The sequence below is a fragment of the Thermoactinomyces daqus genome, from assembly GCF_000763315.1.
Classification (GTDB): domain Bacteria; phylum Bacillota; class Bacilli; order Thermoactinomycetales; family Thermoactinomycetaceae; genus Thermoactinomyces_A; species Thermoactinomyces_A daqus.
Genome location: NZ_JPST01000036.1, coordinates 43,957 through 68,001, shown reverse-complemented (window position 1 = coordinate 68,001; position 24,045 = coordinate 43,957). Strand labels below are relative to the sequence as shown.

The window sequence follows — 24,045 nt, the reverse complement described above, 5'->3', positions numbered from 1 at the left end:
AAAAATAAATGAAACTTCCAACACATTTAAAACAAGAATTAAACCGAATGAAGAAAACCTTTATGAAAGATGCAAACCTTAATGATTTGATTAAGGAGTTGATCAAACGTAGACGAAAACAGATTTTGGTTCATAGCTGCCTTTATTATCGAATGAATCATACTGAAATTGATGATCACACATATGACCAATTAGGGAAGGATCTTCAATTGCTTCAAAAAACTTTTTCCGAACTATCGAAGGAAGTTATTTATCATGAATATTTCAAAGATTACACAGAAACAACAAGTGGTTTTGACCTTCCAATTCATCTTCCTGAAATTGTTGAAGCTGCACGACGATTAAAATCCTCTGTTGAATGGTTGAAGGAAAAAGGTTTACTTGATCAAATCAAAGGAGGAAACAACCCATGACCAAATTTGAAGAACTATATGAATTATATCAGAATGGTGAAATTGATGAATCTGAATTTGTGGTTGGAAATCTTAACTTAGATCGTTATGAAAAAATCTACAGAAGCAAAGGTGAAGACGAAAAATGATGGCTAAAGTAAACTTGTCTATTCATTTTCTAGGTTTCACACCTAGAACTGAACGTGAAGCAGAAGCTTTTGTTTTAAATCACATTTTCGATAGGTTAGTTGGTTCTGGTGTTTGGTTGACGATTCATGGTATTAGAATTATTCCAGATAAAGGGGAAGATGAAAAATGAAACATGCAAAATTGGAAGTGAAACTTCTTTCTGATGCATCTTTGGTTCCTGAATATCAGAAATTTGGAAGTGCAGGGTTTGATCTGCATGCAAGAATTCCAGATGGAACGATGGTTATTGAAGCAGGCAAACATGCTGTTATTGGGACGGGAATTGCTGTTGCAGTTCCATTTGGTTATGAACTGCAGATTCGTCCACGTTCAGGTTTGGCATTGAAACACGGAATTACGGTTCTTAATTCGCCGGGGACTGTAGACCATGGATTTAAAAATGAGGTTGGGGTGATTCTCATCAATCATGGTGAAAATGATTTTATTGTTCACGATGGTGACAGGATAGCACAAGCTTTGATCAAAGAAATCATTATTGCAAAAATTGTAGTTGTTGATGAACTTACAGGCTATGATAGGGGTGGTGGGTTCGGTAGCACAAACATTTAAGGACGGGGAATTTTCTTCCCGTCCATTTCTTTTAAAGGTGGTGAATATCATGCTTCGTCAGTTCTCTGATAAAGATGATATTGAACCATTTGATTAAAAGGAGGAGTGGGAAATGGAAAATGAAATGTTCAGCAATAAGAAAAACCAAGCTGAATTTTTACGTGAGTATGAACGATTATGGAATGATCATAAAACGTCAAAGTTTGAGGTTCAAATATTGATGGACGGTGAAATTATTGCCCGTGCAGACAGAGAAGCACCTGTTGAGGATAAAATTGAATGTTTGAGGAAATTGGCTAAAGATGTTGTTTCAGCTTTGGATTTTCTAATTACTTTTATGGAGGTTAGAGAAGATGAACAAAGAAAAACGGATAAATGAGATTAACCATGGAATGGTTTATCACACAACTAAAAAAAGGTTGAAAGAAGCCAGAAACCGTTTATCTAAAAGAGACAAGACAAGAGGTTCAAAAGAAGAACGTGCCATGTATAAACTAAAACTGTACTATGAATTCCAAGACTTACGGGATCAAGCAAACCAAGTTTTCTTTACTCAAGAAGAAAGTGGTGGTAAAGATGAATAAAGCAATGATCCAGGAAATGGGGAAATTTATTAAAAAGAATGAGCAGGGAAATTTGGTTTATGATAATGGCACATTCCAGATTGAGCTTTACAGATATTCTGATCCTGACCGTTTAAACCTTGCAGATTCTGCTGCAATTTATCTTGGGAAACCTGATACAGACAACATTAGACGACCGTTGAATATATTAAAACTAGGTCATGCACTTGAAATTTTCCGTGGTGAAACTGCTACATTCAAATTTTACGATGTAGCAAAGCAGGTGTACGATCATCTAATTACGTACAAAACAATGAATATGAGAGTTGCAGGTGGAAATCGTGCTTTGATTTCTACTTCATGCACGTTGCCGATGGACAAAATAAAAAATAAAGAATTAGTTGCTGAAAAAATTAAGGAATCAATGTATGCATATCATGATTTAATTGATGCAGGTGAATCACCACAGGTTGCCCGTGCAGCAATGCCAGTTAATGCAAACATGAACACCTTCAAACTTCAGTTCAACTTTCAAACCTTGATTCAAGCACTTTTCCCACAAAGAATTTTTGAAGTCGGAGCCCAAGGGTTAACGGTTGAAGTTGTGAAAGGGATGTTTGCACTCTGTCATGCTGTTGATCCTGAATTATGGGAAACGGTTTATGAACTTTACGGACCGCACACAAAGGAGTGGAAAGATGTTCAGAAAAAGTTGAGAAAAAAGAAAACCACCTTTGCAGAATTGCTGTTTGAAGTTGGTGGTGGTAAGGAATATCAGCAGGAATTGATTGATCGATATGGTTATGATGATGAAGGTGCTTATGATGGTGTTATTTCTCATGGTTTAAATAAAATTTGGGATGCTGACATTGAAGAATTTTTCCGTGAAAAGTTTGGAAAGCAAAAATCTATCTGGTAATGGAGGAATGAAGATGAACATTGATCTTGATTTCAAGAATGTGGTTGCTGAAATTCGTGAAAAATCAAAAGTTCCTTATCTAGATTTCCTAGATAAAATTGAAGTCATTGCTTTTATGGGTAAAATGGCAAGCGGCAAAGATACGCTTGCCAATTTTTTATCTGAAAAATTTGGTCATGTACAAACGTCTTTTGGGAATTGGTTGAAACATTATGCACATAAAATGACGGGGATACCAAAGGAACCAAAACCACAACATCTATATCAATGGTTTGGCCAAAATTGCAGAAAAGAATATGAAGACATTTGGATTGATTGTTTGATTTGTAATCTTTATCGCCAATATGAATTTGGCAATCGAAAATTTGTGATTACGGATTTAAGACAACCGAATGAACGGTTGTTCTGTTTTCAGTACGATTTTCCAGTAATCAAAATTGAATGTGACGTTGTAAAAAGAATGGAAAGAATTAAGGCACGTGGCGTTGAACCAACTTATGATCTGCTGAACCATGAAACGGAAAAATGGATTGATATTTTGGCTTATGATGCATTGATTGATAATTCACAACCGCTGACAGAATCACAAGAAGACCTTATTTGGACGTACCACGCTATTAAAATAGGTGCTCATTTATTGCTTTGATGTTCAACTTTTGGTTGGCTGATCCGGTGCTTCATAACCTTGGAGCCGAAAGGTTAGCCAACCATTTTCTTTGCCGTCATAAATATAATGATATGGTCCATCTTTATATTCAATCTTAAACCTATCAATGAAGGTTCTAGCACTTATGAAACCTGCTTTGTTGAACTGAACTGGTCTGTGGTTCGTAAGTCTCACCACATCAGGTTTTGCAAGTGCAATTCTTTTATTAACTGGATCATAACCTAAATAAAGTTTAATCGGTTTTTCAACTGCATCAAAATAACGTTGAACCTGACGGTTGATATAAATCCTTCTGTTTTTATCAACCGTCACGACCATTTCACCAGTCGACTTAAAATCTTCATTGTTAAAAGGGATGATTGGCATCTAATCACCTTACCTTCCAATTATCACTGACTGCTTACATTATAGATGAAATTGAACAAATTGACAAACTTATGCCGCCTAATGGAGGGATCACGATTGGATAGAAAAATATATCAGGATTTAATTAAAGAAATGGAAGAATTGAAACCAGAAATTAAACAAATTAAAAAACAGATGGAAAACATTCATAAGGCCTCAATTTCAATAAAGAAGTTGCAGGAAAATGAATGGTTAAAGCAAAGGAGATGAAAGGATATGGCTGTTGGATATAACACAGAACACCAGATGAAGCAATTAGAATTGCGATATCCAATGAATAAAACAAGTGGCGTGCATGCAGCATTACGGGATATCCATAAATTACACGTTGAAAAATATCAAAATCATGCTTGCATTGATTTTGTGGTTGATCTTCAACGTGTAATTCGGAATGCAGGATTGACCAAGACAGAAAAACAAGTGATCTATTATTTTTATGAAAAGCAGTTTGAAGTTAATGAAATTGAAGTTGAAACAGGTTTGTCAAAAGGAAAAATTCATCACGATTTGAAGGCATCACTTCACAAAATTTCAAAATCCTATTGTGGGGAAAAGAAGGAGATGGATTACATGGGAACGAAAACATATGTTGTATATGATGTAGAAACTACAGGTTTAGATTATAAAAGTGATCAGGTAATAGAAATTGCAGCGGTTAAACTTGACAAAAGACTGAATGAAATCGGAAAGTTCCACACTTTAGTTGCATTAAATGATGGGATTACATTGAGTGACCATATAAAAGAAATTACAGGAATTAATGAAGTTGATTTAAAGTCAGGAATGCTTGAACAATTAGCACTTCAATGTTTGGATGGTTTCATTGGTGATTCAATTGTTGTTGCTCATAATGCACAATTTGATCTTGGTTTCCTTTCCCGATACCATAAGCACATTCCAGTTGAACGGTTTATTTGTACCCGGTCAATGGCAATTCTTGCTGATCCTGAAGGTAAAGCAAGTTTGGGAAATTTAGTTGAGCGATATGGAATTGAACATGGACGGTTACATCAAGCTATGAACGATGTGGAAGCTGAAGTTGAATTATTTAGGATTTTGAAAGAGGAGTTGCGGAAAAAAGGATTGCACGAAAAAGATTATACAAACTTAATTGTGGCTTCACCTGAACGGCCGATTTATTATGTGCCGAATGATTACACAAAAATCATTTCCAGGGAAGAGTTAAAGAAAACAAGTTAGGGAACCTCCAAAGGTTCCCACCTAATTTTATATAAATGGGGGATCGAAAGGTGAAAGCGAAAAGAAAGAAAGAAAAGAAAGTTTTCTATGTCGTTCGCTTTGGTGCTTACCTCATTTTGCTTTGTAATGTGATTATTAGCTATGTGCATTGTTTACAATTGTTTATGGATTTAGTATACTTCCCATCTCCCCTACTCTATCATGTGGGTGTGGTTTCGCTAGATACAGTTTTCATTTTGTCTGTGATTGTGCTGACCGAATCGCGGGGGAGAGGTATTCCCCCATGGTTTTGTTTGATTTTTGGATTGTCCTTTACATTGTGGTCAAATATTCGTGATGCTTTAAAGGTAGGGAATTGGGAAGGTGTAGCGGTTGGAGCTTCAACGGTGGTTGCTTTGCTTCTGATCAAAATACTATTGACTTGGATGGAGAAGAATAAACACCTGTTTGGAATTGAAACTGAATCCGGTAGCGAGCAAGAAGATGAAATGGTAAGCACCAAAAAAGCGGTAGTCAAACCATCTACCACATTGAATAGCGAAATGGTAGGCGGTAGCCAATACCATAATGACCTATCGAATAAAACGGTAAGTGGTAACAGCCTACCACACGAAACGGTAAGTGACGGTAGCCTACCGAATGAAGTGGTAGGAGTGGTAAGTGGTAATGGTAAGCAAACAAATGGTAGTGGTAAGACGGTAGAGGAAACGGTAAGCGGTAGGGAAGCGGTAGACCTACCATCCAAAGAAGCGGTAGACGATAAAGAAATGGTAAGACAAGCAATGACGGTAGAAACGGTAGATGAGCAACAAAACGGTAACGATGGTATGGTAAGAACGGTAGACAAAACGGTAGGTGGTAAATCCGGTAAAGTGGTAAGCCTACCGGAAAGAAAAGCAAACGGTAAGAAAACGGTAGGCGGTAAAACGGTAGGTAATGAAATGGTAGCTGATATTGGTAAGGAAAAAACGGTAGATGATAAATTGGTAGACGGTAACATTGGTAAAGAAAAAATGGTAGAAGGAAAAATGGTAAATGATAATGGTAAGTTAGCAAACGGTAACGAAAAAATGGTAGGCAATGAATTGGTAGATGATGAAAAAGAATTGGCAGAAATCATTGAAGTGGCGAAACGTTATAAAAGAGAGCATGGGAAGATTGGCCGGGTGAAATTGCAAAAATTGACCGGATGTACACAAGGTCAGGCCAGAAGAGCACTAAAAGCACTGGAACAATTGGAAGAAGAAAATAGGGAGGTTGTATAAATGATTGGAATCTACGCAATTGAAAATACAGTCACTGGTGAATGCTACGTTGGGCAGAGTAAAAACATTGAAGCACGATTCCAACAGCACATGGCGATGCTAGCAAAAGGTGAGCATCATTCAATCAAACTACAAAAAGCATATGATTCAATGGGAATTGGTGCTTTTGCTTTCAAGATTTTAGAAATATGCGATGTTGACTCATTGGATGCTAAAGAGCAAAAATGGATTGACAAACTCGATGCCTATGATAAAGGATATAATATGCGGTTGCAATCTTGTGAAGATAACAAAGATATGCATGAAAGAATTTGTAATGCACTATATCACCAATTCAAAAATTATTGCTATAACTTAGGATTAACTGTGACTGAAGCCATTAACGTGATCATTGACATGGAAATAAAAACGCATCAGAATAACATTTATCTACTTCAATCTCTCAAAGGCACATTAGAAGGAACCAACACCTTTAAAGAAATAGCCAAGGAAAACGACATAAAAGTGGAAAGCAAGAATGTGCTAGTAGATTTAAATGCACTAATGGCTGCTGCACTAGATATTAAAAGGGAAGTTGGACGTGTAGGAAGGCATAGTTTGATGAAAAGAACGGGATGCAGCGAACATTATGCAAAGCTTGCCTTGGCTGAATTGAAAAACAGACACCTGGATTGACAAAAAAAGGGAACCAAAAAACGGTTCCCTCCTCTTTTTATAATTCGCCCAATTTCCTTCTGATAATAAAATCGAGGGTTCTTAACCGCTCATCAAAGAAACGGAAAGTATCATCATATGTTTTATGCTTATCCACAATTTCTTCTAACAGATCATTCAATTTTTCCTTGTGAATTTCATCCTGTTCAAATTTCTTGTCCAGCTTTTCCAATAGGCCATTTATGTTTTCCATGATCGTTAGTTGATTTGTTTCAATAACGCCAAACTTGCGGTTGATCCTGGTTTCCAAACCGTCCAGCAATGATTTTAGAAGCATGTCACCAGCTTCAGCTTTGTCTTCCACTTTTTCTTTAGAAGCAGAAACTTCACCTTCAACAATGGTTTCCAATGTGGTGACCACTTGTTTGAATTCTTCATATGTAACCATCTGGTCAAGTTTCGCTTCAATCTCCTTTAGTTTCCCCAATATCTCGTCATTCAATTTCCATTCCCCCAATTCGGATTAATCAGGAATATTTTACACCAAAAATTAATGAGAAAAAAGTTTTCCCTTATGTCACCTTTGAGTAAAACGTTCCCCATATATATAGTGAAGGGGAAAAAGAAAGGAGAACATGAAAATGAAATTCAAAGATTACATTTTGGGTGTTGGTTTTGATGAAATAAAGGAACGGATTGAAGAAAACTTTGAACTTGAACCTGAAAAGATCGACAGCTACACAAAAGGATTTTCGATTGCTCATCAGATCATGAAGGCAATGAAACCAAAAGAAACAGATGCCGTGATCGAATTTGATTTTACAATTCTTGATGAAAACGAAGATGCAGAATTTGTTGAAGTTGAACCAATTATCGTTTATAACAATGGCCAGACATCAAGTTTTGATTTCATACCTTGGGAAGAAGTTTTGGGAATGGAAGTTCAAGATATTGATGATGAAGATTTTGATGCTGCTGACGTGGTTTTCATGGTGATGTTTGAAATGACGGAGTACGGATTTTCGCCACGACAAATAAAAAACAACTACATGAAAATCTTTGGCCGGTTGCCCGGCGAATGGGGGAATGGAGAATGAAATTTAAAGTGAAAGAACACAAAAGTTCAAGATATGGTTTTCACGAACGTGCTATTGAAATTGAAGGACATGAAGGATTTGATGAAAATGAAATTATTGAAGAATATTGGAACAGTGAAGTATATCCTTTTATTGATCCTTACGGTTTCCATAAGGTTGAAGGGAACGTTTTGATCCACAGTTGGGATTCAAGCGATTAATAAAACTGTTCTTGGGGGAATGGAGACATGGACATGAAAAACGTGAAATTCAAAGAGTTGGTTGATCGTGTTTCTTGGAATGAAGTTGCAGAAGTTCTACAAGTTGAATATGAAGAAGATTGGAATAAATCATTTTTTGGATTTGAGAATGTGTTCAATCGTTTGAATGAAATGGAACCTGAAGAAGTTGAAGGGGAAATTGTTGTTGGATATGCGAAAAATTTCATTGATGGTGGGGAATTTATTGCAGTCTCCCATTTGATCAATGGGGAATTTTTCGTTCCATCCTTTACACCCTGGAATGAATGGTTGGGAATGCAGGTATCAGAAGATTCATTAAAACGGTTTTCACCTGCTGAAATTGTTAGTCACAGTTTATGGGAAATGACTTTTCACGGTTTTTCCGAACGGAAAGTTGAAGATACAAAGAATGATTTGATTAAAGCAATTAAATCTTTGAAGTGATTGGACCAGAAACCAATTACCGGTCCTTTTTAATTTCTCAAGGAAAGGGGAAATGAGTTGTGCTTTTAACAGTATCCAAAAGCACCAAAAACGGTCTTACTCTCACGCTGACTGAGAAAAGGAACAATCAAACAAACAAATGTAGTATCTATGGAACTAATCTATCTGCTTGCCTCCCTGTTATCAAACGAATTATTTCATATGAGACGGATGATTACGGTGCACCCGCAGAATTGCAAAGTAAAATTGTACCAGGGCAGAAGATGAACATTACAGAGAAATCATTTTATCATTTGGCTTTAATTATGAAGTTACAACAACGTTTGCAGGATAGAAAACGTGCAGAATTGATTGCTTTACGGGTTGAAAGATTCAGTAAAGAAGAAGCAACATATTGGTGGTCACGAATTGTTGATCTTCCCGGGTATCCTGCTAGATGGGCAATTGAAGGTCTTAGAACTATATTGTGCGGATCAGGAAAACCGGGTGATGATGAGTTGGTTATCAGAATGATTGGAAAAATAAAAAGAAATTAGGGAGGAAATGAAAATTGTATATCCTTCAAATTTACTTACATGGCGAATGGCAGGATTGGGATGAATTTGAAGAAATTGAGAATGCAAAAATTGCTGAATCTAACCTAAAGGAAGATTATAAGCACTTGCAAACAAGAATTATGAAGGAAGAAATGGAAGATGGTGAAGTTGGTGGTTTTGTTCTAACAAAGATCACACTTGACGAAATTGTTTATTATGCTGGAATTGATGAAAGAACGCTTCAAGTTATCTATTCATTCAATGCTAATGAAGCTATTGTTTTCACCTCAGATGAAGAAGCTATGAAATTTGTTGCTAAATTGAAAGAAGTTTTTCCATATGAACAAGGTATGTGGATTGCACAATTAAAGGGGGAATTGAAATGATTAACTTGAACCCCAGAACTGCTTATATTGAAACGATTGAAGGAAAAAGCATTAACGCAAAACGTCACGGGAATCATTGGGAAGTGAAATTGTTTAAGAAGGGAAGATTGGTTAAAACTGAATTGGTTCATCACAAAAAGGAAGTGCTGGAATTGGCAAAGCAGCACTTCAATTCGTGATGTAGAAATTAAACTAATTATACAAATTGGAGGAATGACGAAATGTTCAAACGTGGAAACAAGGTAAAAGTTCGTAAGGACGCAAGACACGCTGATCCAAAGTTTAAAGGACTAATCGGAAAGGTTGTCAGGATTGGACCATCGCCCCAAAAAGGTTGGGGATGGGTTGACGTGATTTTTGAACATGACCCTGATTATCCTGGGGAGAAGATACCAAGAAGATTTATTGAAATGGATTTGGAAAAATAGAATTTTGGTTTGATTAACCACCAGCAGTTGATGTTGGTGGTCTTTTTTATTCCACAAAACAATGGGGGAATGGAAATGTTCAAATATGCTTCTTTGTTTTCTGGAATTGGTGGTTTTGAAACTGCATTGAACAAACTTGGAGGTGAATGTGTTTTTGCTTCAGAAATTGACCAAAAAACTGCTAAGTCCTTTGAAATTGTTCATGGAATCAAACCGCACGGGGACATAACAAAAATTGATGCTACTGAAATTCCCAATCATGATTTGCTAGTTGGAGGTTTTCCGTGTCAAGCATTCAGTATCGCAGGAAAAAGGAAAGGGTTTGAAGACACCAGGGGAACCTTATTCTTTGAAGTTGCACGAATTGCAGCAGAAAAGAAACCTAAAGTTTTGTTGTTGGAAAATGTGAAAGGTTTGGTGAGCCACGACAAAGGAAGAACGTTGGAAGTCATCATTCAAACACTTTCTGAACTTGGATATGCAGTTGATTTTGAAGTTTTGAACAGTAAATATTTTGGTGTTCCACAAAACAGGGAACGGATATTCATCATTGGAATTTTGGATGGAAAAACAGAACCTTATAAAGTGGTTGGAAACAATTCGGTTGCAAAAGCAAAGAAACGATTGAACAAACTTGGATTGAAAACTTTTAACTTTCCATTTCCATCAAACAATGAAGTGGCCACAAAATTGATTGACGTTCTTGAAGAAAATGTTGCTGAAAAATATTACATCAAAGAAGAAAAGGCCAAAAAATTGCTTGAAAAACTGAACGAAAAATATCAAGCACCTGCAAATGATTTGAAAATGGTTGGACACTTGGAAATGAAAGGTGCTGATTGTGTTAAACGTGTTTATGATCCAACTGGTATTTGTCCAACCTTAACCACAATGGGTGGTGGTCACAGGGAAAAGATAATTGAACCACAACAATTTTCAGATGGCTATGGAATTTCATATTGCGTTGATGCTAGTTATGGAAAGGGTATTGGTCCTGGTTCAATTGGAAAAGGAAGAAGAACACATGTGTTAGAAGTTCGTCCGGTTTTAACACCAGATAGATTAAACAAAAGACAAAACGGAAGAAGGTTCAAAGAAGATGGGGAACCTGCTTTTACATTAACTGCAATTGATAGGCATGGAATTGCCATTGGTCACTTCCCAATTTACAGGATAAGAAAATTAACACCACTTGAATGTTTCAGACTACAAGGGTTTCCCGATGAGTTTTACCACAAATTAAAGGGTGAAGGGATTTCAGATTCACAACTTTACAAAATGGCAGGTAATGCTGTCACTGTGAACGTTATTGGAGAACTTGGAAAAGTTATCGTAAATGGATATTTGAAATGAATTGAGGGACTAGGATTTTTCCTAGTCCTTTTTTATTTCCAAAAACAAATGGGGGAATGGAGACATGAGTTTAGCATATCGGATGGACAATCGCACACCTGAACAATTTAAGAAAGATATTTTTGAATGTACTATGATTGAACGGAAAATTGTTGATGCTTACGCAAATCACATATTTAATAAATTTGGAATTGAATTAACCATTAAGGACAACGGGACGGATAACACAGGAAAGGTACAGAAGAGAGTAACCACAAAAGCGGATTTTCTTGTGAATGGTGTTCCTTTGGAAGTGAAATTCAACCGTGAAATGCAACAAGTGTTCAGGATTAAAACATACCAGGTAAATTCCTATCTTAAACAAGATGTTAGAATCTTGTGGGTAAATGGTCTAACCACTAAACAACCATTATTCACAATAATGAAAAAACATGATTTGCAATTTCTTGTTGACGGTTGTGAGCCAAAACCATTTTTCCCTTGGGGAAATAAATTAGTTTATGAACTGAACGCAGATGATTATGTATGGTTTCCTATTAGTATTGATTTTGATGAAGAAATTGAAGAAGTTAGTTAATTTGTAGTTCAAAAGTTTAATGAAAGGGTTGATGTTGAATGAATCTGACGAATCAACAAGTGATCGACCAATACAATGAAACCTGCAATCGTTTAAAGCAAAAGGTGCAGGATCATGAAATTTCGATGGAATTTCTTTTGACTGCAATTGAAGAAACAGTTGATTCTTATCTACAGCATTTCGATCAACTTCCACCTGCAGAACTTCCACAAAACAGAAATGTCAATGCAGCAATTCCAAAGTTCAGGAAACGAACTTCAGGAATCACCACACTGCAGGAACTTGGAAATTTGATTATTCATTTAGATGAATATTTATTAGCAAAATATTTTGAAAATAAATTAGTACAGCTTGAAGAATTGGAATATAACAGTTTGATTGAAGAAGTTAAACAACAAAACAAGGGAACCACAATTGATGAGATTAAGGAATTGATGAAAGGTTATGTGGATGTTGGTTTGGTTACTGAGAAGAAAGCAGAACGAATTTTGAAGGATCTCAAAACGTGTGAATTTTATCGTTGTTCCAATGTGTTCTATGTTGGCAAAGGTGGTTTTGATCGAAGAACAAAATTTTGCAGTAACCATTGCAAGGTATTGCACAAGGTTTCTTTGAAACGGGAACGGGAAACAGGATCGAAATTGACACAATCAGAACTATTCGGAATAAGTGAAAGACGGGAAGAAAGAAGTTGGCAAGAAAACCGGGTTTTATCTCCAAATTGGAAACCACACAATGATGTTGAAACCATATCGTTTGAACAATGGATGCACTATTTGGGAGATCTGGAAGTTGATCATGGAACGGTTGGGCAAAAGTCACTTCGCAAATTGAGAGAGGAAATGAGGATTAAGGAAATCGAAAAACTGAATGAAAATCGACCAGTAAAAACTTATCGAATTGAAGATTTAAACAAAGGGGAATGAAAAATGAAAAAGATGGATTTGATTAAACAATCCGTGAAGAAATCAGAAGAGCAAAGAAAGAAGTTAGAATGTGGGGACATCAAATTTGGGATGTTCCCGCTTTTTGCTTATCAAAAGAAATTGCCAGCCATGCTGAAAAAGTACAAAAAGTCAGATGCACGGGATGCTATTGTCCTTTATATGTTTTATCTGTCAATGGTCTGCAGAATTCCAGGTCATGAATTGGAAGGTTGTGCTTTTCCTTCCATGGATCAAATTACTAAAAACACAGGGGTTCACCGTTCACGAATTGCAAAATTGAATGAAATACTTGTTAAGGAACAGTTGATTGAACAATTTAAGATACCTTATGAAGGCCACGCAAAAAACGTATACGTACCCATGTTTAACTTTTAACGCTGGTGGTTCCTTGATGGAACTGCCAGCAATTTTTTTGTTCAAAATGGCCTTCTATACGCCTTTCTAAGGCAACTTTTAAATCCAGATACCTATGACACCTGCAAAATTGTCGTGATCGTGAAACCTCAGGAATGGCAAGTGATTCCGCCATTTTTCTCTTTTTCACAAACTTTGCTTACAGAGGATTTTAGATGGGTGGTTGGAAGAGGATAAAATCGCTGAAACCATTGATACATAAGGCCTGGAAGTGCTTTTCATGAGTTTGTGAAATTTAATCATTGTTGCTCATAACATAAGGTCAAAATTCCGGGCGGAAAATTTTCTGAAAAATAAGTGTTAGACATATTGAACAAATTACAGAAATTGAATATAATGAAAATAAGAAATGGAAATATTCAAAATATAACAACAAAATCTTTTTCCACCAACATTCCAACTTCCAGACATCAAAATTTTCAAATTTTCAGGGAGGAATGCCCGATGGAAAAAGAGAAATTGGAGATGGAAAATTTGATTGTCGCTTTTGGGATTGTCCCAACTGGCAGGGAAGTTAAAGGTCGATGTAGAGTTTGTGGTGCTGAGAAATTAGTCTGGACAGACGGCGGAAAAATTGTTTGCACTGAGTGTGACTCGCCACAATGGTAAACTATAATGGGGGAGGAACCACTTTTTGGTTCCTCTCTCTTTTCGCTAAGGAGGAATAACATGAATTTCTTTGAGATGTTTATCCAAGGATTGAAACCGGCCATTTACAGAACAACATTGGAATCAGAGTTTGCAAAGAGACTGCCTTTTCTTGTAGAAAACTTTCCTTACATAAGCAGCCAAGAAACTGAAAAGATTGTTCTGATTCCTGGTGCTGAAACTTATGTCTTTTTTCAAGATCAGGAGCAAAAGGAACGGTTCAAAAAAGAACTTGAATACACAGAAGCAAATTCACCCGAATTCCACAGACTGTTGGGAATCACATTAGGTTATCCACCGTTGGCTGTTGAATTCTTTGTCCAGGCAAAGTTGAATCCAGAATTGGAAAAAAGAAAGGTTGGAATGTACCATCTAGGGATTGGATGCAGTGGGGATATATTGGATTTGATCGACAATTGCAGGTGGTTGTGGGATACATATAAGTTGCCCGAAAAGATTGATATAAGATTGGGCACAGAATTTGTTTCCATACCATATGGTCAGATGGAAGAATTAGAACGGATCAAAACGGAATACCTTAAAACAATTCCTCAGCTTGTATGATGGTTTTTTTTTGTTCAAAAACACAAAAATGATGAGTTACGGGACTTTTTCGCGTTATTATAGGGGAAAAATTATTTTTTCCTCAAACTCAAATGAGAATTTAGAGGATGGAACAGGCAGCCATCACCATCAAATTGGAGATGCAGGAATGTCGCCCTGCCTAAATTCTCATTAATCATGAACTTACGTTGTAAAACCATTTTTCATTTCCCATTCCCCTTTCATTGAATAACATCCCAATTGCACAGAAGCAATTGAGTAAGACGACATGTTTGCATTGCTGCAAAGCAATCACTTGTCATTATGTTGGGTCAAAGAATCCAACCTTAAGTGAATGTTAGGTCCATGCGACCAACTCTGTCGACCACTCTTGGTTGACCTAAGTTTATACGCTGGAATGGAATTGAACCATTCCCAGAAGAGAACGTTCCCCGTTGCCATTTGCCAGGTGACGGGGATTTTGTTTTTGTTACAAGTTCATGTCAAAGTTCAAACGGTTGAACTATAAATAAAAAAAAGAATTATAAACTAAAAAAAATATAACTATAAAATAAATAAATATTGCAGCGATAATTAAAACCATTGATATATAAGGGTTTTAATGCTATTAAATCACATATCAAAGTTCATTATATAGACTTGCTTACGCAAGTGCAGTCAGAAAATCAAAGATTTTCTTCCTGCAAGATCTATTATTCTTTTGTGATTATCTTTTATAAAAAGAAATCGCAGAGAAAAGACAATTGAATTAGATTAAAGTGTTTTATCTTCAACTTTTCACATAAACAATCTTTACACCTTTCATTTCTTCTGCATGCAATTCCCAATTAAAAATAGATAGGCAGCGAGATTCGCCGGCACGAGCATTTGCGGTCAACACATGGCCGATTTTTCGTGCCTGAATGTTGACATAGAAAGTTTTGATGAAAAGTGATTCAGAAACAATCAAAGATAAAATTGAGAATCAAACGATTGCTGATCAAGTCAATTCCTCTGTGGATTTATCTGTTTGTGCTAACAAAAATATATTGGCATCATTATCTAACTGAGTTTTTGGATAAGTTTAAAAAGTGAGGAGGTTTGTAGATGAAACTAGACAGCAGGCATTATTTTGTGATGGAAAAATTACTTGAAGGAATGTCTATTGAACAAATTGCCAAGCAACACAAGGATAAGGTTGAAGTTTCTGTTCGGCAATTGTACAGATGGCAACGTGATCCTGATTTCAGAAAATGCCTTAATCAAATGATCGTAGATAGCGGAAAGCACAGATTAAAAGCAGTTTTGGATGCTGCATATGAGGCGGCCATTGTTGAAAAGAATGCAGCCATGACAAAATTGATTTTGTCCAGTCATGGATTGTTGACACCAGATAAGGATGCACAAGTGACGGTTAATAATCAAATTGACATCAGCAAATTGCGTGAAGAATTAAAGAATTTATGACAGTTGCGACATTAACAATTTTAGGGGGCACGATTGCAGAGTAGCCATTGATTTTCTAGGAAAAATTGATGGCTGTTTTTATGTTGCTTTTCTTGTCTTAAACGTCAGAAATGCATTAAAAACACTTCGTGCAGGCCCGGAATGGAAAGCGACTTGAAAAATTTTCGAGGCAACAATTGTAGGAGCAAAGCAATGGTGGTTACGTAACAATTGTGGGGCAAACCGTTGGGTTCAAATGCTTGTAGGATCAATGGTTTGGCTTGATAAGGTTACAAAACCGCAGAAACGTAACCTTATAAATTTGTGAACCAAAAGTTTGCCAACACAAAAATTGACCGTGAAAGATGGTCAAACAAAACCCCCAAGCCGGGTATCTGATGTCCGTGCGGCTTGTGGGAAATATATCTAGATATCAATTTTAAACTTTGACTTTATTGTGATAAAGCAATTGCAACTAAAGCTCAATGGTTTGGTAACGACATTGTGAGCCGGAATTGTGAAGTAAAAGTATCTGCACAATTGTGTGCCGAACAATTTCAGGAAAAAGCAGGTGGATGCCAATGTTGAAGTCCGTAGAATTTGTTACTGAGCAATTGCAGGGTGAGCCAATTCATGATGAGAACGGGAATGTTTGGGTAAATCATAAACCTGGCCGAAAGTTTGCCCGTGTACATTGGGAAAATGGAAAAACATCATCTTGGTATGAATTGAAGAAGTCCGCTGTAAACACTCTGATTTTAGAAGGAAGATTTAGTGGGAAGTTAGAACGACCACCGTTAGACCTTGACTAATGAAAGGGGAAATGCGAAATGAATGATGACGGAAAGTTTTTGATTGAAACATTGGCCAATTTTGCAATTGATTTAGACCTGGTAAAGATGATGGAATCTCAGATTAATGTTTTGGAACGACAATTGAAAGAAACCAACAAGGAACTAAATAATCCCGACAAAGAAAGATTAATCAAAAGAAATGTAAATTTGGAAGAAATGAATGCCTGGCTTTGGGACAAGATGAATGAAGATTTCAAAGCAAAAGTTGCTTTAGAACTGGAAAACAAAAAAATTGAAGAAAAGAATAGACGAATTTAGAAAGCTGTTCCAGGAACTACTTGGATGGTCATGAAAGGTGGTGGTTTCAGAAATGGCATGGATAGCTTCTGAAAAACGATTCCTAAATCGTAAACAAAGACAAGAACTAATTGATCTTTATGAAAAATACTTAACCAAAATCAAATCCGATTATCAAATTGATGATTTATCACTTTTAGCAGAAATGGATGAGGAAAAAGCAATTGAGGTTTGGCAAATTGCCAAGGAACTTAAACGGTTAAAAAGAATTCACCGTTCAGAAGTTGATCTAGCATATTTCACCTGGGAGTATTTTAGCGAAGTAGGCAATCATGAAAACAAAGCTGGAAACTTCGATGGATTTGATTTAAAATCGCCGGATGAATTTGCACAATTTCACCGTGAAATCTGCGATATCATGAATCACGTTTCCTTAGTTGAAAGGAACGCAAAGGTTTGTGTGGCCGCACCACGTGGTCATGCAAAATCAACTTATCTTTCTAAGGCTTTTCCATGCCATGAAGTGGTTTTCAGGAAAAGAAAATACATCATCACAATTTCTGAAACACCAAACGTATCGACAAAAAATCTTGACTGGCTAAAAACACAACTTAAATATAACGATAAGTTAAGGGAAGATTACGGGGAACTTCTTCATCCAAAAGAACAGCGGAACAAACAGGATAATGCCACAAGTTTCATTGCATGGGAAGACCATGGCGATTCCCCCAAGCTGTTGACATTGGTTGAAGCATATTCAACCGGGCAAGCAATACGTGGTGCAAACTGGATGGGAACTAGGCCAGATTTAATTATTTGTGATGATTTGGAAGATGACCATAGCAACGCAGCAACACCAGAACAACGTCAAAAATTAAAAGATTGGTTTGTGGGCAAGATTGAACCATTGGGTGATCCCAAAGGGAAGAAAACGGCAATGGTTTATATGGGAACGACAGTTCATCCTGAATGTTTATTGATGGATATTCTCCATCAACGGCCAGATTTTAAAACTAAAATCTATCGTGCTTTGGTAAAACCGCCTGAAAGAATGGATTTGTGGGCGGAATGTGAGCAAATTTATAAAAATCAAGAACTTCCTAAAGAAGAACGTGCTAAGCAAGCACGTCTTTTTTATGAACAACACAAAGAAGAAATGGACAAAGGTGCAATTGTTCTTTGGGAAGCAAAAGAACTTTGGGATTTGATGACATTTAAATGGACGGATTCAAAGAAATTCAACACAGAATTTCAGAACAATCCCATTGATGAAGAAAGTCAAATCTTTAACATTGAACGTGACTTTCATTTCTACGAACCGACACAGAAGAACTTCAAGGATGGAAATTACTACATCTATTTTGGAATTGACTTTGCAATGGGCAAGAAAGAACGTGGCGATTATAATGCTTTGACAGTAATTGCAAAGCATAAAAGAACCGGAACATCATATGTAGCCGAATCTTTCATTGAAAAAATTCATCCTGATCAATTCTTGGATCACATTGTTGACCGGGTTCTATATTGGGAACCTGACGGAATTGCAGCAGATTCCAACGTTGCACAGGAATTTTTAACCTTTACTTTGAAGGAACGGTTGAAGAACGTTGGTTATCCAAGTTATACAAGAGTTAAAGAAATCAAAAACCGTACCAAGAAAGAATTGAGAATTGAAGCAATGAAACCTGATATTGTGAACGGCCATATTCAATTCAACCGGAAACACGTGCGATTGCTTGAACAATTTGAACTGTTCGGGGCGAACGCTAATGATGACGGTCCAGATTCCTTGTCCATGTCGCTTGATGTTGCTAAAACTGGGAATGTCGAAGTGATAGATAAACCCTGGTGGATGTAACAGAAAGGTGGTGAAATCGATGGATTATATAAAACCAATTTATGATGGAGATTTAAACGATGATAACGATAGTGTACTTGAAACAGGTTATTATCCTGCAATTTCTCCAAATAAACTGTTTGATGTGGGGAAACAATTCCCGGATGATGCGTCATTGAGGCGGTTATCCCGATATATTAGAGGCAAATATTACTTTGAAGGACGACAAGCAGAACTGGTTGAGCGGGCAACCAGCATTTTGAAGGATACACCGCATGCTGATAAATTAGCGAAATTGTACATTGCATGTAATCTTGTTCAAGCATTAACTACAAAACCTGCCGATTTGATGTTCGGTGAACCACCGACCTATCTTTCAGGTGAAAGTGATGGATCACCAGAACAGGAAAGGCTTGAATATTTGATTGAGGAAAACGATTTGAACAAGGTTGGATATGATTTAGTTGTAGGCAGTGGAATACGTGGTGATGGTTGGCTAAAAGTTTATTATGGTTATCGTGAAGATTATAGTGAATTGCTTGCAACTGGTTTAATCAAAGACCTTTCTGAAATTGGAATTCAACCTGAAGTCATTATTGAACCAATCCCGGCAAACTTAGTTTTCCCTGAGGTTTCAGAAAAGGATAGAAAGAAATACAAAGCGGTTAACATTTGTTATGTTTCCTATGTTGATGAAGTGAAAAAGGAAACGCCATACCTGAATGTTGAACGTCACATCCCAGGATTCATTTTTTATGAGAAATATAGACTAGAAGAAAAAGATGTGTTTGATCAATTTGGTGCAAACATTCAGCTTTATAGGATTGTTGAAAGGGTTAGCACTGGCAGATCAAGCGATGTTCAGGAAACGGGATTGAATCACATTCCGATCATTCATGCTCCATATCTATCAGTTGATGATGATTGGCAAGGCAGGAACAATATTGAACCTATTGAATCTTTGATTACGGCAATTGAAGATCGTTTAGTACAGATTGATTACGTTTTATGGAAACATGCCGATCCCACACTTTATGGACCACCTATCAATCATGATGATGATATCCGAATGGGCGGCAGATATATGAAAATTAATCCTGGTGACGTTGTGCCGGGTGTTATCCAATTTGATTCCCGTTTAGATTCTGCTTTCCGTGAATTGGATCGACTAATTGGAATGGTGTTTGCAATTTCTGAAACCCCACAATGGATTTTCGGAAGTACAATCACCGAAATTGACAATGGGGGAACGGGAACTTCACACACGGATGGTGCCGCAATCAAGGCACGTTTCATGCCAATCTTGTCTAAAGTAAAACGAATTCGGGTTAACATTGACAAAGCAATTCGGGATGCACTTTGGACAGCAATGCAAATGGAACGATATGTTCGTGAAAAATTTGAAACCGACATTCCCGAATATGAACCTGTTTATCCGAAAATTGTTTGGAAAGATGGATTGCCACAGAACGAATTAGAAGAAGCACAAATCATGGCATTGCGAACAGGGAATAAACAAACCATTGATACACTGACGGCCATTAAATATCTGCAAAACATGGATACAAAACAGGCGGAAATGATTTATGAAGCAATTCAAGAAGAAAAGAAACAAGCACTTGAAGAAATGAAAATCCAACCGTCTGTGGATTTAAATTGGAACGACAATGAACAACAGCAGCAAGATGACCAACAACAAGACAATGCCCAACAAGATAATGGTGGTGGTCAATAATGACCTTCAACATCCCACCACGGGAATCTTATGAAGAAATTGTTGCCCAACTAATTGCCATTTATGAAAAGGCAGCTTCAAAATTAGTTTCTTATTTGGGAACCATTGATTTTTATTCCTTAACTAATTATGACAAGGTTGAAAGAAACGTCAATAAAATTCTTGCTGATGCAGATACTCAAGCATCCAAATGGGTGAAGAAAGCAGTTGAATTTGCATATGAAACTGGTGCAGCAAATGCCATTTACACGCTTGGAGATGCCAGGTCAATGACAATTGCACGAAAAATGGTTGATTTGGAAAATCAACTTGCCCAAGCAACCATGAAATCAATTGGTCAAGTCACATATAATGACCTTCTTCTTATGACCAATAACACCAGACAAAGAATTAAAGACACAATTACTAAAGTAGTTGTTGAAAATCTGAAAGGACGGGAATTAAACCGTTCTTCAAAAGAAATTTCCCGCAAGATTATAAACGATTTGCGAGAACAAGCAATGAAGGATGCACACTTTTCAATCATTGACCGTGCAGGAAAGAATTGGACAATTGAATCTTATTCAAAAATGATTGCCAGAACAAAAATCATGCAAGCACAAATTGACGGGACTGTTAATGAATCACTAACACGTGAAGCATTTTATGGAGTGATTAGTTCCCATGGATCAAAACATGCTTCCTGTGCAAGGTGGGAAGGTCGAATTGTCAAACTGGACGAAAGAGCACCTGGGGATTATCCGTTGCTTTCTACTCTAAGAATGAGAGGAAGCGGAATTTTCCATCCAAATTGCAAGCATCACGTCTTACCGTTTAGAACACTCGAGGTTTTACCGCCACAGATTAAGGCGAAAAACAATATCTCTTAAAGGTGGTGAATGAATTGCCAGACCTGAACAATAAAATGAAATATCCCATTGAAACAGATTCCGAAGGAATGGCCATGGTTGTGGATGAAGATTCTGCAGGACAAAAAGCCATTCCTATTGTTTTTGTTGCCAAAGAATCAGACGGGAAGTTTAGACACAGCAACAATCCTGATGTGACAAAACCCATTAATAATAAGATGAAAACAGACATTGAGGAAGACACGAGGGGCAAAAAAGAAGTTGTAGATGAAGATGTCAACGGGGTAAAAGCAATTCCGTTTACTCTTGTTAAAAAGGATGAGAGTGGGAAATTTGTTTATACCAAATTTGTAGAGTCCGCCGATCTTTCGAATTACTATACAAAATCGGAAGCTGATTCTAAATTTATTGATGCATCAGAGTTAGAAAACAGCTTAGGAAGTTATTACACAAAAACTGAAGTGGATTCCTTAGTTTCTGCTAAAGCTGATGCAAGTTCCGTTTACACAAAAACAGAAGTTGATTCAAAGCTTGCGGCTAAGCTTTCAGCTAGTCAGGCAGAAGCACAAGCGGATTCTTCTGCTGAAGATGTGGCGAGGCTTGTTGCTGACTTTAATGCACTTCTTGCGAAGTTGAGAGCGGCCGGAATTATGGCCGAGTAATATAAAATAGTTGACCTCCGATAAGTCGTTAAACTGTCGTGTATTTATGGACCAAACCGTTTGAAGTCCTTAAAAGCTATACGAGTAAAGGAGGATGTTTAATATGGAAGATAACAAAAATATGATCAGCATAGAATCAAGTGAAACTGTTGGTGAATCGTCTGCCGGGACGGAAAACACGGGAACTGAAAACCAACAGCAACAAAAGATGTTCACGGAGGAAGAATTGAATGAACGCATTCAAAAGGCAGTTCAAGACCGCTTGAACCGTGAACGTAAGAAATATGAAGGATTTAACGACATCAAGAAAGAGTACGAGGAATTGAAGAAGTTCAAAGAAGAAGTGGAACTTCAACAACTTTCCGAACAAGAAAAGATGCAGAAACAATTTGAAAAACTGCAGCAAGAACGGGATGAGTTGTTGAACAAGTACAACGCAATGCAGGAACAAATGAGACAAAAAGAACTTCAATTCCAATTCCGCCAACTGGCACAACAAAACAATATCCAATATGTAGATGCTGCACTTAAACTGGCTGATCTTTCTGATGTAGAAATTGATGAAGAAGGAAATTTTGTTGGTCTTGAAGATGTTGTGAAAAACCTGATTGAACAAAATCCTTTCTTGGTTGGCCAACAAAAGGAAAAACCAAAACCGATTGGTGAACCTTCCAATCCTGATGTTGAAAAACCTGAAAAAACAGCTGAGCAATTGGTTAAAGAAGCTGAAGAAAAATATAAACGAACAAATTCACCTGCTGATTATGTGAACTTGGTGATGCTAAAGCGGAAATACGGATTCTATAACCGTTAAACCGCATTTCTATAAATTATATTTAATGAAAATTATGATTGTTAAGGAGATGATTTTTAATGGCAAAAAATCCGATTTACAAAGCTGATCTTGTCGGCATTCAAGAATCTGTTGTTGATGAAATGCTGTTGCTTAATCCCCATGACACACCTTTGATTTCTTTGCTTGGTTTTGGTCAACCGATTACCAATGTCAAGCACGAATGGATCGAAGATGCAATGTTGCCGGATGAAACCGCAATTAATAATGGTGAAGGTTATCTTGCAACCGATACTTCTTTAGTTGTTGATGATGCCTCCATTTTTGCTGCAAATGACGTAATCAAAATTGGTGAAGAATTGTTGTTGGTAACTGCTGTTGATGCTGGAACCAATACGCTCACGGTTGTTCGTGGTTATGCTGGAACCACTGCAGCAGCAATTGCTGATGACGCAAAAGTACAATTCATGTTCGTAGAAGGAACTGAAGGTGCTGATGCAAGAACGGCACGCAAAAGTTCCCGTGTGCGTGTTGATAATATCACGCAAATTATTGATGAAACGATTGAAGTTTCTGGAACTGCTTTGTCTATGTCTCTTTATGGAACGAATGGGCAAGATCCTTATGAATATGAACGTGCTAAAAAATTGATGGTTGTTGCTCATCAATTGGAAAAAGCATTGATTAACGGCATTAAATATGAAAATGGTCAAGTTCGCCAAATGAATGGTGTGCGTAAATTCGTAAACACCAATGTTTCTAATCTTCAAGGGGCTACTTTGAAATTGGACGACATCAACCAATTGGCACAAGATATTTATGAAGCTGGTGGTTTCAAAGGTGGAAGTCAACATATCATCATGGTTCCTGCAAAACAAAAAGTGGTTATTTCTAACCTGCAAGCTGACAAACTTCGCCTAACTCAGCAAGAAACTTTCCGTGGTCAAGTTGTTGACACGATTGTAACTGATTTCGGTAAATTCCCGGTGATCCTGAACAACAACCTTGATCCAAATGAATTGTTCATGATTGATCTGAACCGGATTCAAATTCGTCCTTTGGCTGGTCGTGAATTCTTCCATGAATACCTGGGCAAAAAAGGTGACTATGTCACGGGGCAAATTGTTGGGGAATATACTTTGGAATTCAAACAAGAAAAAGCACATGGACGAATTAAAAACCTTGCTTAATAACAATTGATTCCCGTGGTTAACA

At 37.0% G+C, this 24,045-nt stretch carries 36 protein-coding genes; 34 read left to right on the top strand and 2 right to left on the bottom strand.

What is annotated here, in order from left to right:
- Positions 1-8: 8 nt before the first annotated feature.
- The 8 genes from JG50_RS0114865 (at position 9) to JG50_RS19025 (ending at position 3,279) form a co-directional block, all read left to right on the top strand.
- The gene (locus JG50_RS0114865; RefSeq protein ID WP_052154379.1) at positions 9-413 is read left to right on the top strand and encodes a DNA ligase LigA-related protein; all 405 of its coding nucleotides are present in this window, start codon (positions 9-11) and stop codon (positions 411-413) included.
- Positions 410-541, top strand: coding sequence for a hypothetical protein (locus JG50_RS20915; RefSeq protein ID WP_258560233.1), 132 nt, complete (start codon positions 410-412; stop codon positions 539-541). The genes JG50_RS0114865 and JG50_RS20915 overlap by 4 nt, the downstream gene beginning before the upstream one ends.
- A complete protein-coding gene (locus JG50_RS20225; RefSeq protein ID WP_160173896.1) occupies positions 538-711 on the top strand; it encodes a hypothetical protein in 174 nt (57 codons plus the stop codon). The genes JG50_RS20915 and JG50_RS20225 overlap by 4 nt, the downstream gene beginning before the upstream one ends.
- A complete protein-coding gene (gene dut, locus JG50_RS0114860) occupies positions 708-1,151 on the top strand; it encodes a dUTP diphosphatase (RefSeq protein WP_033101897.1) in 444 nt (147 codons plus the stop codon). The genes JG50_RS20225 and dut overlap by 4 nt, the downstream gene beginning before the upstream one ends.
- A 112-nt stretch (positions 1,152-1,263) precedes the next feature.
- Positions 1,264-1,530 carry a hypothetical protein gene (locus JG50_RS0114855; protein ID WP_033101896.1) on the top strand — a complete coding sequence of 89 codons (267 nt, stop codon included), beginning with the start codon at positions 1,264-1,266 and terminating at the stop codon, positions 1,528-1,530.
- Positions 1,505-1,735 carry a hypothetical protein gene (locus JG50_RS0114850; protein ID WP_033101895.1) on the top strand — a complete coding sequence of 77 codons (231 nt, stop codon included), beginning with the start codon at positions 1,505-1,507 and terminating at the stop codon, positions 1,733-1,735. Before JG50_RS0114855 ends, JG50_RS0114850 begins: the two co-directional genes overlap by 26 nt.
- Positions 1,728-2,633: an FAD-dependent thymidylate synthase gene (locus JG50_RS0114845; RefSeq protein ID WP_033101894.1), complete on the top strand. Its 906-nt coding sequence runs from the start codon at positions 1,728-1,730 to the stop codon at positions 2,631-2,633. Before JG50_RS0114850 ends, JG50_RS0114845 begins: the two co-directional genes overlap by 8 nt.
- Before the next feature lie 13 nt (positions 2,634-2,646).
- Complete coding sequence (locus tag JG50_RS19025) at positions 2,647-3,279, top strand: AAA family ATPase (RefSeq protein ID WP_052154378.1); 633 nt, start codon at positions 2,647-2,649, stop codon at positions 3,277-3,279.
- Between the two features lie 3 nt (positions 3,280-3,282).
- Here the strand turns inward: JG50_RS19025 and JG50_RS0114835 are convergent, their stop codons facing one another.
- On the bottom strand, positions 3,283-3,666 hold the full coding sequence (locus JG50_RS0114835) for a hypothetical protein (protein WP_033101893.1): 384 nt from the start codon (positions 3,664-3,666) through the stop codon (positions 3,283-3,285).
- 96 nt (positions 3,667-3,762) lie between these two features.
- Between JG50_RS0114835 and JG50_RS20220 the strand changes: the two genes are divergently transcribed.
- Genes JG50_RS20220 through JG50_RS19015 form a run of 4 tightly spaced genes read left to right on the top strand, consistent with a single transcriptional unit; the run spans position 3,763 to position 6,845 of the window.
- Entirely contained in the window at positions 3,763-3,915 is a 153-nt protein-coding gene (locus JG50_RS20220; protein WP_160173895.1) for a hypothetical protein, read from the top strand.
- Between the two features lie 6 nt (positions 3,916-3,921).
- Positions 3,922-4,905, top strand: coding sequence for a 3'-5' exonuclease (locus JG50_RS19020; RefSeq protein WP_052154377.1), 984 nt, complete (start codon positions 3,922-3,924; stop codon positions 4,903-4,905).
- Between the two features lie 50 nt (positions 4,906-4,955).
- Complete coding sequence (locus tag JG50_RS0114825; RefSeq protein ID WP_033101892.1) at positions 4,956-6,170, top strand: hypothetical protein; 1,215 nt, start codon at positions 4,956-4,958, stop codon at positions 6,168-6,170.
- Positions 6,171-6,845, top strand: coding sequence for a GIY-YIG nuclease family protein (locus JG50_RS19015; protein WP_052154376.1), 675 nt, complete (start codon positions 6,171-6,173; stop codon positions 6,843-6,845).
- Positions 6,846-6,882: 37 nt separating this feature from the next.
- On the opposite strand, the gene JG50_RS0114815 is transcribed toward JG50_RS19015, so the two are convergent.
- A complete protein-coding gene (locus JG50_RS0114815) occupies positions 6,883-7,326 on the bottom strand; it encodes a hypothetical protein (protein WP_033101891.1) in 444 nt (147 codons plus the stop codon).
- Between the two features lie 139 nt (positions 7,327-7,465).
- On the opposite strand from JG50_RS0114815, the gene JG50_RS0114810 reads away from it, so the two are divergent.
- From JG50_RS0114810 to JG50_RS0114710, 22 genes are all read left to right on the top strand, one after another.
- Positions 7,466-7,921 (top strand): DUF6557 family protein, encoded by a 456-nt coding sequence (locus JG50_RS0114810; RefSeq protein ID WP_033101890.1) that lies wholly within the window; start codon positions 7,466-7,468, stop codon positions 7,919-7,921.
- Positions 7,918-8,121 carry a hypothetical protein gene (locus JG50_RS0114805; RefSeq protein WP_033101889.1) on the top strand — a complete coding sequence of 68 codons (204 nt, stop codon included), beginning with the start codon at positions 7,918-7,920 and terminating at the stop codon, positions 8,119-8,121. The genes JG50_RS0114810 and JG50_RS0114805 overlap by 4 nt, the downstream gene beginning before the upstream one ends.
- 33 nt (positions 8,122-8,154) lie before the next feature.
- A complete protein-coding gene (locus JG50_RS0114800) occupies positions 8,155-8,586 on the top strand; it encodes a DUF6557 family protein (RefSeq protein WP_033101888.1) in 432 nt (143 codons plus the stop codon).
- Between the two features lie 59 nt (positions 8,587-8,645).
- Positions 8,646-9,122, top strand: coding sequence for a DUF7680 family protein (locus JG50_RS0114795; protein WP_052154375.1), 477 nt, complete (start codon positions 8,646-8,648; stop codon positions 9,120-9,122).
- A 14-nt stretch (positions 9,123-9,136) separates the two neighbouring features.
- Positions 9,137-9,508 carry a hypothetical protein gene (locus tag JG50_RS0114790; protein WP_033101887.1) on the top strand — a complete coding sequence of 124 codons (372 nt, stop codon included), beginning with the start codon at positions 9,137-9,139 and terminating at the stop codon, positions 9,506-9,508.
- Positions 9,505-9,687, top strand: coding sequence for a hypothetical protein (locus JG50_RS0114785; protein WP_033101886.1), 183 nt, complete (start codon positions 9,505-9,507; stop codon positions 9,685-9,687). Before JG50_RS0114790 ends, JG50_RS0114785 begins: the two co-directional genes overlap by 4 nt.
- Before the next feature lie 42 nt (positions 9,688-9,729).
- Positions 9,730-9,936 carry a hypothetical protein gene (locus JG50_RS0114780; protein ID WP_033101885.1) on the top strand — a complete coding sequence of 69 codons (207 nt, stop codon included), beginning with the start codon at positions 9,730-9,732 and terminating at the stop codon, positions 9,934-9,936.
- Positions 9,937-10,005: 69 nt separating this feature from the next.
- Positions 10,006-11,289, top strand: a complete 1,284-nt coding sequence (gene dcm / locus JG50_RS0114775) for a DNA (cytosine-5-)-methyltransferase (RefSeq protein WP_033101948.1) — start codon at positions 10,006-10,008, stop codon at positions 11,287-11,289.
- Between the two features lie 64 nt (positions 11,290-11,353).
- Positions 11,354-11,866, top strand: coding sequence for a hypothetical protein (locus tag JG50_RS0114770; RefSeq protein WP_033101884.1), 513 nt, complete (start codon positions 11,354-11,356; stop codon positions 11,864-11,866).
- Between the two features lie 38 nt (positions 11,867-11,904).
- Complete coding sequence (locus JG50_RS0114765; protein ID WP_033101883.1) at positions 11,905-12,792, top strand: hypothetical protein; 888 nt, start codon at positions 11,905-11,907, stop codon at positions 12,790-12,792.
- 3 nt (positions 12,793-12,795) lie between these two features.
- On the top strand, positions 12,796-13,188 hold the full coding sequence (locus tag JG50_RS0114760; protein WP_033101882.1) for a hypothetical protein: 393 nt from the start codon (positions 12,796-12,798) through the stop codon (positions 13,186-13,188).
- 483 nt (positions 13,189-13,671) lie between these two features.
- On the top strand, positions 13,672-13,836 hold the full coding sequence (locus JG50_RS20215) for a hypothetical protein (RefSeq protein WP_160173894.1): 165 nt from the start codon (positions 13,672-13,674) through the stop codon (positions 13,834-13,836).
- 60 nt (positions 13,837-13,896) lie between these two features.
- Positions 13,897-14,439 carry a hypothetical protein gene (locus tag JG50_RS0114755; protein ID WP_033101881.1) on the top strand — a complete coding sequence of 181 codons (543 nt, stop codon included), beginning with the start codon at positions 13,897-13,899 and terminating at the stop codon, positions 14,437-14,439.
- Between the two features lie 1,086 nt (positions 14,440-15,525).
- Complete coding sequence (locus JG50_RS0114750) at positions 15,526-15,885, top strand: helix-turn-helix domain-containing protein (RefSeq protein ID WP_033101880.1); 360 nt, start codon at positions 15,526-15,528, stop codon at positions 15,883-15,885.
- 560 nt (positions 15,886-16,445) lie between these two features.
- Positions 16,446-16,676, top strand: a complete 231-nt coding sequence (locus JG50_RS0114745; RefSeq protein ID WP_033101879.1) for a hypothetical protein — start codon at positions 16,446-16,448, stop codon at positions 16,674-16,676.
- 18 nt (positions 16,677-16,694) lie between these two features.
- Positions 16,695-16,976: a hypothetical protein gene (locus JG50_RS0114740; protein ID WP_033101878.1), complete on the top strand. Its 282-nt coding sequence runs from the start codon at positions 16,695-16,697 to the stop codon at positions 16,974-16,976.
- A gap of 52 nt (positions 16,977-17,028) precedes the next feature.
- Positions 17,029-18,813, top strand: a complete 1,785-nt coding sequence (gene terL, locus JG50_RS0114735) for a phage terminase large subunit (RefSeq protein ID WP_235281699.1) — start codon at positions 17,029-17,031, stop codon at positions 18,811-18,813.
- 19 nt (positions 18,814-18,832) lie between these two features.
- The gene (locus tag JG50_RS0114730; RefSeq protein WP_052154373.1) at positions 18,833-20,527 is read left to right on the top strand and encodes a phage portal protein; all 1,695 of its coding nucleotides are present in this window, start codon (positions 18,833-18,835) and stop codon (positions 20,525-20,527) included.
- Positions 20,527-21,396: a phage minor capsid protein gene (locus JG50_RS0114725; RefSeq protein ID WP_033101877.1), complete on the top strand. Its 870-nt coding sequence runs from the start codon at positions 20,527-20,529 to the stop codon at positions 21,394-21,396. The genes JG50_RS0114730 and JG50_RS0114725 overlap by 1 nt, the downstream gene beginning before the upstream one ends.
- 14 nt (positions 21,397-21,410) lie before the next feature.
- A complete protein-coding gene (locus tag JG50_RS19010; protein ID WP_052154372.1) occupies positions 21,411-22,037 on the top strand; it encodes a head fiber protein in 627 nt (208 codons plus the stop codon).
- A 103-nt stretch (positions 22,038-22,140) separates the two neighbouring features.
- Entirely contained in the window at positions 22,141-22,851 is a 711-nt protein-coding gene (locus JG50_RS0114715; protein WP_033101876.1) for a phage scaffolding protein, read from the top strand.
- A gap of 59 nt (positions 22,852-22,910) precedes the next feature.
- Complete coding sequence (locus JG50_RS0114710) at positions 22,911-24,020, top strand: SU10 major capsid protein (RefSeq protein WP_033101875.1); 1,110 nt, start codon at positions 22,911-22,913, stop codon at positions 24,018-24,020.
- The last annotated feature ends 25 nt before the right edge of the window (positions 24,021-24,045 follow it).